A 387-nucleotide genomic window follows, 5' to 3' on the forward strand; every position below is an offset into this window, starting at 1 on the left:
GGAAGTCCAGATCTTCAACTTCCACGATGCCGGCCTCGGGGTGTCAAGCGCCCAGACCATGCCTGCGAGCACAGCCGACGTGACCTGAAGCCCAGTAGCATTGTGATGGGGCACGAGCTGTCGTGTCTTCAATCGCGAGCTGCGAACCGTACCAAAACGCGTTTCTTGAATGGCCCTAAAGAAGCACGCCAAGTTCATCTATCCCGTCGACGATATGCGCGAAAGTTGTTGGACGCCTTCGCCGCCGAGGCTGCCATTAGGGGTGTTCGGCGGATCTGGGTGCAGAGCCACGATTTCCAGGCGCCAGGATTGTATGAAAAGGCAGGTTTTGTGCGTGTAGCTGAGTTTGCAGATTGGCCGGAGGGACACTCCAACGTTATTCTCTGC

Annotated in this window: 1 pseudogene; it reads right to left on the reverse strand. The window is 56.8% G+C overall.

Features of this window, described 5'->3' with window-relative positions:
* Window positions 1-208, reverse strand: a pseudogene (locus EOA22_RS37470) (homospermidine synthase); the annotation flags it as partial.
* Window positions 209-387 lie beyond the last annotated feature (179 nt).

The sequence above is a fragment of the Mesorhizobium sp. M7A.F.Ca.US.014.04.1.1 genome (genome assembly GCF_003998745.1).
GTDB lineage: Bacteria > Pseudomonadota > Alphaproteobacteria > Rhizobiales > Rhizobiaceae > Mesorhizobium > Mesorhizobium ciceri.